This is a genomic window from Methanophagales archaeon (genome assembly GCA_021159465.1).
In the GTDB taxonomy this organism is placed as follows: Archaea; Halobacteriota; Syntropharchaeia; order Alkanophagales; family Methanospirareceae; genus G60ANME1.
The window spans coordinates 1-8,401 of record JAGGRR010000134.1 but is presented as its reverse complement, the minus strand read 5'-3'; the positions used below and the strand labels follow the sequence as shown (position 1 = coordinate 8,401).

Sequence of the window (8,401 nt, the reverse complement as noted above, 5' to 3'; positions counted from 1 at the left end):
ATTTATAACATTATTAGGGGTGTATTAATACTTTCCGAATTTGTTGTCAAAAAATGTATAATTACAGATTACAGCAACTTTTAAGTGACCCTTTCTTGATATATAATTCGTGGTTGAAATGGAGCCAAAAATTGTAGATCGGATAGAGAGATTATAAACGTGCGAAAAATGCGATTATACTCGCCATAACTACGAGAGACCTGAAGTGATAGAGATATAGTAGATGTCGTTGGTGGGTGGCTCTGCAAGTCTAACAAAGGCAGCGCTGGATACAAGTGCAGATATGATAATTGTTTGTGGTGTTGATTTCATGGCAGAGACTGTGGCGGTACTGAATCCTGATAAGAAGGTGACCATCTCGGATAGGGGTGCGGTATGCCCGATGGCACAGCAACTATTCGCAGAGGACCTGCTCGAGGCGAAGAAGAATCCTGATGCTGAAGTACTCCTTCATATGAACACCTATGCAAAAGCCAAGACTCTTGCCGATTGCGTTTGCACTTCAGGTAATGCATTGAGGATAGCGGAGAAAATGAGTGGTGGATCACCCATAATATTCGGTCTTGACCGCGGTTTGTCATATTATGTCAGCGGAAGAACGACAAAGGAGATCATTACGATCCATGAAGGTAGAGGAGGAATTAGAGAAAGAGAAGCAGAGGATTGTTGTTATACCAGAAGAGATCGTAGCCGAGGCAAGAAGACCAATAGAGCAAATGTTGGAACTATCATTGTAAAACTTACGCCTACCCTTACCCTACTGTCCCATCTTAAACATCTCGTGTATAGCCCGAGCTGCTCGATATGCATCTTCCCTCTTCACAACAAAGGAGATGTTATACTCCGAACTGCCCTGAGATATCATTATCACGCTTATCCCCTCCTTACCAAGTGCGGAAAAGACCTTACCTGCTACCCCGGGCGTTCCTGCCATACCAGTACCCACAACACCAACCGCAGAGACATTGCTATTGGATGTGAAGTCACGGATTATAGAGCCAGAACCCGTGGTGTTTATCTTCTTTATCGCATCAATTGCCTTTTGCAGCTGCGCACTGTCTATAACAATAGATATAGTCCTTTCGGAGGAGCCCTGGCTTACCATTATGGTATCAACATTTTCCGCAGCCAGAGCGATGAATATTCGGGCTGCAACTTCTGATATACCTCTCATACTACTACCTGCGATATTAATGATGGAGGTATTCTCAATGAGAGTGATGGCTTTTGCCGCTTTCTCTGTATGTTCAGGCTCCTTTCCGATGAGTGTACCTTCATCCTCGGGCTTTAACAAATTCTTCACACGAATTGGTATATCCTTCTCCATCACTGGCTCAATTGCACGCGGATGCAGGATAGAAGCGCCGAAATATGAGAGCTCCATCGCCTCTATGTATGATATATAGGGTATCTTCCTGGCATCATGTATTATCTTTGGGTCTGCGCTCATTATGCCCTCCGTCTCCTTCCAGAGCCATATCTCATCTGCATTTATCGCTGCACCAATCAGTGTAGCAGTATAATCCGAGCCACCTCTGCCGAGTGTTGTTATTATCCCCTTCCTCGTCTCTCCGATATAGCCACAGACTACAGGTATCCTGTTCTGCGTTAGCAGTGGCAGTATTCGCGCTCTTATCTCATCCTCCGCACCCTTTATCACCTGCGCGTTGCCATATCCCTCATCTGTTATTATCCCCGCTTCACCGCCCGAGAGGTGAATTGCATCAATACCCAGTGAACGCAGAGTACCAGCCAGTATGGGCGCAGCCAACCGCTCACCGAAAGAGACGATGTAATCACGAGAACGAGCAGTCAACTCACCGAGGAGGGATATACCAATCAGAGCTTTCTCCATATCCCCTGTTCTCTGCTTTATCTCCTCTTTCACCATGTCCAATATCTGCTCATCGGCTATCGCATCAGAAGCAGCATCCTCATGTTTCTTCCTTATCTTAGCTACGAACCCTTTTGCACTCTCAATCTCCCCTTCCCTTGCCATCTTCAATGCATTCTCGTGCAGCATATCGGTGGTTTTATAGAGTGCAGATGTGACAACAACCAGCTCTTTATTACCTGAGTTCCTTATCCTCTTCACCAGCTCTGCAACTGCCTTTATCCTCTTACCATCCGCAACTGCTGCACCTCCAAACTTCATCACCAGCCTCATGTATCTGCTCCTTCTCCTCTCTTACATTTAAGCAAAGAAATTTATAGAGATATCATTGATATGTATTAAAATTAAAAGAGATTAAACGAAAAAGAAAGAGGAAAAAAATGGCAGCACTTGGTGGAATACCCGTATTGGTATTGAAAGAGGGTAGTGAGAGGGTGAGAGGCAGGGATGCACAGAGTGCGAACATAAATGCAGCTAAGGCAGTCGCTTCTGCTGTTCGTACTACGCTGGGACCAAAGGGCATGGATAAGATGCTCGTTGATTCACTCGGTGACGTGGTGATAACGAACGATGGTGTAACAATACTGAAGGAGATGGAGATAGAGAGCCCGGCAGCAAAGATGGTGGTGGAAGTTGCTAAGACGGTAGATGAAGTTGCCGGCGATGGCACGACGACATCGGTTGTATTGGGTGGTGAACTGCTGAAGAAGGCGGAAGAGCTACTCGAACAGGAATTACACCCTTCGGTCATCACTCTTGGTTATAGACTCGCGGAGAAGAAGTCGAAGGAAGTTCTGGACGAGTTTGCCGTGGACCTTGATATTGAAAATGATGAGGAATTGAAGAAGATAGCAAAGACATCGATAACAGGCAAATTCGCTGAGTCTTCTCGTGATTTCCTCGCTGATATAGCGATAAAAGCGGTCAAGTTAATAACTGAGACCAGCCAAAGTGGTAAGCGTGTCGTTGACACGGATAATATAAATGTGGAGAAGAAGACAGGGGGGCGAGTAGGAGAGACGATACTGGTTCGGGGTATGGCGCTGGATAAAGAGGTGGTACATGCAGGGATGCCAAAGCGTGTGGAAGATGCGAAGATAGCACTGATTAATGCCTCCCTAGAAGTGAAGAAGACAGAGACGAGTGCAGAACTAAAGATAACCAGGTCAGACCAGTTAAAGGCATTTTTGGACGAAGAAGAGCGGGAGATGCGCGAGATGGCAATGCGAATAAAGGCAAGTGGTGCAAACGTGGTTATATGCCAGAAGGGTATAGATGACCTCGTGCAGCATTACCTTGCAAAAGAGGGTATTATGGCAGTGAGGCGAGCGAAGAAGAGTGATATGGAGAAGCTGGCAAAAGCAACGGGTGGCAAAGTGATAACCAACCTGGAAGAGCTGAATGAGAAAGATCTTGGTCATGCGGAGTTTGTAGAAGAGCGGAAGGTCGGAGGTGATAAGATGGTCTTCATAGAGGGCTGTAAGAATCCACATGCGGTCTCCATTGTTATACGTGGCGGAACAGAGCACGTAGTTGACGAAGTCGAACGGGCGTTGCATGATATGCTTATGGTAGTGGGGAGCATAATCGAGGATGGAAAAGCAGTTGCAGGTGGTGGTGCTGTAGAGACTGAGCTGGCTTTGCGGGTGAGAGCCTACAGTGCCTCTTTAAAAGGTCGAGAACAGCTGGCGGTTGAGAAGTTCGCGGAGGCGATGGAGATAATCCCGAGGACGCTGGCAGAAAATTCCGGGCTTGACCCGATAGACACGCTGGTGGAGTTGAAAGCCGCGCACGAGCGAGGCGAAAAGACTGCAGGTCTGGATGTTTATAGTGGTAAGATCGTGGATATGTGGCAGAGAGGAGTAATAGAGCCTTTGAGGACGAAGAGACAGGTGGTGGAATCCGCAACAGAGGCTGCAGTGATGATACTGAGGATAGATGATGTGATAATGTCAAAGCGTGAGACTCTACCACCGGGGGGTGCAGGAGGAGGTGGTATGCCTCCAGGAGGCGGTATGTATGGGGGTGGAGGTATGCCTCCATATTAATCACCTCTTTTTTTTATCCCTTATGGTCTTGAAGCAAATAAAGCGAATAGATGTTGGAGCGATTTATGTACTGTGGCTGAGGGAGATGAAAGGGCTGTGGCGGGCAAAGAGTCGTGTCGTAGGCTCGTTGGGAATGCCTCTGTTCTTCCTCGCCTTCCTCGGCTTGGGTTTCAGCCATGCAGTTATACCCGAAATGCCGGAAGGGATGTCCAATACCGGGTTCTTCACTACCGGGGTAATAGGAATGACGATGGTCTTCAGCTCAGTATTTGCAGGAATTTCCGTGCTCTGGGACAAGGAATTTGGCTTCCTGAAGGAGGTAATGGTGGCACCAGTGTCGAGACTCTCTATCGTACTGGGTAGAACTATGGGTGGCTCAACTACCGCGTTGATGCAGGGTGTTATGATCCTGATGTTAAGCATCTTGCTTGGGTTTGAAATAAAAGATGTTATCGCTGTAATAGCAGCATTACCGTTCATGTGCCTAATTTCTTTCACTTTTGTTGGTATGGGTCTGGTCTTCGCTTCCTTCATGCGGGACATGCATGGATTCCCACTCGTGATGAACTTCGTCGTCTTCCCTATAATTCTCTTCTCTGGCGCGTTATTCCCTATTGAAACTCTACCATCATGGCTTCTACCCGCATGGTATATAGACCCGCTAAGTTATGGTGTGGATGGTTTAAGAGCCACTTTGCTGGGAGTATCAGAAATTTCTGTACTCTCTGATCTGTTTATCAGCTTCGCAGTCTCTGCGGGAATGATAGCCGCAGGGGCTTATCTATTTGAGCGGACAGATGTAGGGAAATAGCTTAAGGTCATAGCTCATAGTTGCCACTTACATAGACGCTCATCTCCTTAAACCATCGGGAACAAAATGATGGATGCGAAATTTGTGGTGTTCAAATATTGTCGTTATTTGTTATTAGTTGTTCTGAACACTCCTACTTCCGAATGTCAGGATAGTTTAATAGCGGGTATCCAGTCATAATAAACCCTCCCATTAGCATCTATAAATTTAGTGCATGTGATTTCGCCATCTGGCACTGTTAAGGTCTTATTATGATGAATCTGCGGGTAGGAGCCTGTGCGAATGGTGTAGTTGTAAGTTTCGTTGGATAAAAGAACAACGGGGTTGTTGAAAGAGATGTTATGCCAGTCGCTGGCATAGCCGTTCCAGGTTGCGGTTGCGTTCCATGTTTTGTTCCAGATGCGAGCATATTCGGTATGCCCACCTGTGCCGGGGTATGGATAGGTATATATTCGACTGACATTGACATTAAGTAATGGTATAATAGTACCATTATGAATCCCCATTATGCTTGGGTATGTTCCAGTGCCGGTATCAAATGAAGTTAGCACAAATCCTACATCGTCCATCGCTTTTATTATATATGGATTCTGCATAAATTCGTCCCGTACCAAACCACTACGATAATTTTCAATCATGAGCATGATCGCTCCTTCGTCAATGCCGATGTAATCCTCATCCCACCACGGCTGGCATCCATCAAGATAAACATTCGTATCCAGGTTGAATGCATCCTTAAACCCGTATTTACCCCAAATTTTGCCTCCATAAGTCTCATACATATACCGCAAAGCAGGAATAGCAATATCAGGAGCTAATGCCACTGACCCGCCTGCACCGGTTGGTGCGATTGTTCCATCGTGATAATAATTAGGACAACTCCCGTAGCCAGTATATCCACAAGGTCCATCACAGGCAGTCAATCCCCAGCAGTTCTCTCCGTAGGTAGCATACACATCACTGTTATCAATACAGAACAATCTATTTTCTTTAACTGCATTTATCGAGTTTTGCCAGTAATCTGCATAAGCATCGTGCTTATTTCTGAAATCAATCCAGCAATGAGAATACTGATAGGTGAACAAACTGCCGGTCCAGCAATAAATAAAATCTTTACCATTATCACAATTTGAAAAGTTGCATGGCAATTTAAAGTCGTCAAGATAAATTGTGGAATCGGATGTATTAGTTCCCAATATGACAACCGTGAATCGATTGACCTTGGTCTTATCCAGTATACCATCCTTCCTTGTCCTTTTCCACACCTTGAAAGAAGAAAGAGGTATGTTAAATTGTTTCCAATCCGTCCAATTTAACGGCGATTCATATATCCAATGTTCCTCGCCATAACTTTCTTCGAGCTTAATTCTCAATGTATTGTTGGAATTATCGCCATATGCCCATAAGCTTACATTACCATAGTTAACCCATGTATTTTTATCCATGTAGATGCCACATTGTTCTCCGCCAGTATTATAGCCAATATGATAGTCAATCTTCATCGAATAATCTCCGATTTTACTGTTATTTGAGGGCGATATACTGATGGATGCACTGGAATTTGTAAATGAGTGCCAGTCACTCACATTAGCGTCTTCAAAATCGTCTATCATCCTGCCACAGCCTTTCCCATAAGTGTTTGCCCACGCATCCCAGCTCCTCTTTGGATCTGGAACTGGGTGAGTCGGTGAGCCAATAGCCAGCAGATAGAGAATCATTGCTTCATTATACCCATACCAATAGCCCGGTGATAAGCCATCTTCAGGTGTCCACTTCATTGCAATGGTATCTGTCCCATTGAGCATCCATGTCCAGTTAACTCTTTCGTAAAGCTCTTTTGATAACTCCCTTATGCTTTCATTCTCTTTAAAATGCTCACCGGCATGCAATATGCCTGCCATTAAGAGAGCAGTGTCAATAGATGATACTTCTCAACTCCATTCACGCTTACCCATGCTCATATTGATAAAATGGTAAAAAAATCCCTCTTTAGAATAATTGTTTTCGTCTTCTTGCTGTTGCAACTCGTTGAAAGTTTCGAGTGTGGTCAGTATTCGGTCAGACGCATCTCTGCGGTCTATCCATCCTCTACTTTCTGCTATACATATCGCAGAGAGACCAAAACCAACCGCAGCAATACTGCAGGGGGAATCTGGCGTGCTTCTGTCCCTGATTAAACCGTTGGTCTGGTTTGCTTCGTTCCAGAAATAGTTAAATGTGGCATGTTCTACCATATCAAGAAAATCCTCGTCTGACATGTCAGACAATTTCAGTGTAAGTGTAATATCGTCCACATAAATAGTGGTGTTGGATGGGTTTGCTCCAGATATAGCCAGTGTAAAGCGTTTTATCTTTGACTTATCAAAAACGCCATTTGCTATCCCTTCTGCGCTAAAGGAAGAAACGGGTATTTCGAGTTTTTTCCATCCACTCCAATTTATAATTGGCGCATATACCCATTGTATCCATCGTTCCTCATCATAATCTTCCTCAAGCTTGATCTCCAAAGTATTGTTAGAACTATCTCCATATACCCATAAACTTACATTGTCATAATTTACCCAGGTATTTATCTCTTTGTAAGCGCCACACCACTTCCCACCAGTATTATAGTCTATTCTCATCGAATAATTTCCAACTTTACTGTTATTTGAAGATGATAGGCTGATGGACGCATTTGGAGTTGTAAATACAAACCAGTCACTCACATTAGCGTCTTCAAAATCGTCTATGACAGGGCTCGTCAAATCCGATTTCGTGGGATATTCTTCACCAAATATTTCTTTAATAGCATAGTATGCCTGCTTCTTCCTCAGTGTATAGTTATCCGGGTCGGTGCCATTAACTGCGATTACACCGAACCACTCTTCAGGGTCATTCAGGTCGTGGGAATTTTTATCATCTCCAGTACAATTATTCTTCCACCATTCATCGTTCCACTCGAAAACAATACCGCCCAAACAGCCCGCTCTAACGATGTCGTACCATCGCTGTTTTATACAATCGGCTTGCTCTCCTTCACTATTTCTACCATAACCACAGTTTCCTGAACCATTTGGACTGGTGCTGTAGCCGAATTCTGTGATTAAAACGGGTTTATCAGGATATTTCCTTTTTAAATCGCATAAATAGCCATAATAACCCCTGCTCACAACCTTTGGCGGCCAGTAGGAGTAGACATTAAAACTTATCACATCGAAGAAGGACAGGTCGAGATAATCTAACGGAGGGCAGTTTGCGTGAGTTACAAAATGGTTTGGGTTGGAATCAAGGGATTTAGCATAATTGTATAGTTCTTCCAGGAGTTTTTCGGTTTCCTCCTTTCCGACTTTTTCAACTGCGTTTTCGTTCAATTCATTCCCGATGCACCAGCCAATTATGCACGGTTTATCTTTGTCTCTGTTAATGACTTCAGCAATATGGTTCTTGCATTCGTTCTTGAAGGTTTCATCTGAGAAGTTGCCATCTGTATGTATCCATATTCCCTCTATCACTTTTATTTCATGTTCCGCTGCATTAGCCAAAATCTCCTCTGGAATCCAATCGTAAGTGCGGATAGTGTTTATGTTCGCTTGTTTCATCCACTCAAAATCTTAGTCGTGTTTCAAGATCGGTTAAAATTATAAAAAATCCTAAGGGAGACACCTC

The 8,401-nt window shown here is 44.4% G+C and carries 5 protein-coding genes; 2 read left to right on the top strand and 3 right to left on the bottom strand.

Going from position 1 to position 8,401, the window contains the following annotated elements:
- Nucleotides 1-757: 757 nt before the first annotated feature.
- A complete protein-coding gene (locus tag J7J01_06285) occupies nucleotides 758-2,167 on the bottom strand; it encodes an aspartate kinase (protein MCD6210484.1) in 1,410 nt (469 codons plus the stop codon).
- 107 nt (nucleotides 2,168-2,274) lie between these two features.
- Between J7J01_06285 and J7J01_06280 the strand changes: the two genes are divergently transcribed.
- Both J7J01_06280 and J7J01_06275 read left to right on the top strand, forming a co-directional pair.
- Complete coding sequence (locus J7J01_06280; protein MCD6210483.1) at nucleotides 2,275-3,942, top strand: TCP-1/cpn60 chaperonin family protein; 1,668 nt, start codon at nucleotides 2,275-2,277, stop codon at nucleotides 3,940-3,942.
- Nucleotides 3,943-3,964: 22 nt separating this feature from the next.
- A complete protein-coding gene (locus tag J7J01_06275) occupies nucleotides 3,965-4,753 on the top strand; it encodes an ABC transporter permease (protein MCD6210482.1) in 789 nt (262 codons plus the stop codon).
- Between the two features lie 146 nt (nucleotides 4,754-4,899).
- Here J7J01_06275 and J7J01_06270 read toward each other — a convergent pair whose 3' ends face one another.
- Entirely contained in the window at nucleotides 4,900-6,654 is a 1,755-nt protein-coding gene (locus J7J01_06270) for a hypothetical protein (protein MCD6210481.1), read from the bottom strand.
- Nucleotides 6,655-6,684: 30 nt separating this feature from the next.
- Entirely contained in the window at nucleotides 6,685-8,334 is a 1,650-nt protein-coding gene (locus tag J7J01_06265; GenBank protein ID MCD6210480.1) for a hypothetical protein, read from the bottom strand.
- Nucleotides 8,335-8,401 lie beyond the last annotated feature (67 nt).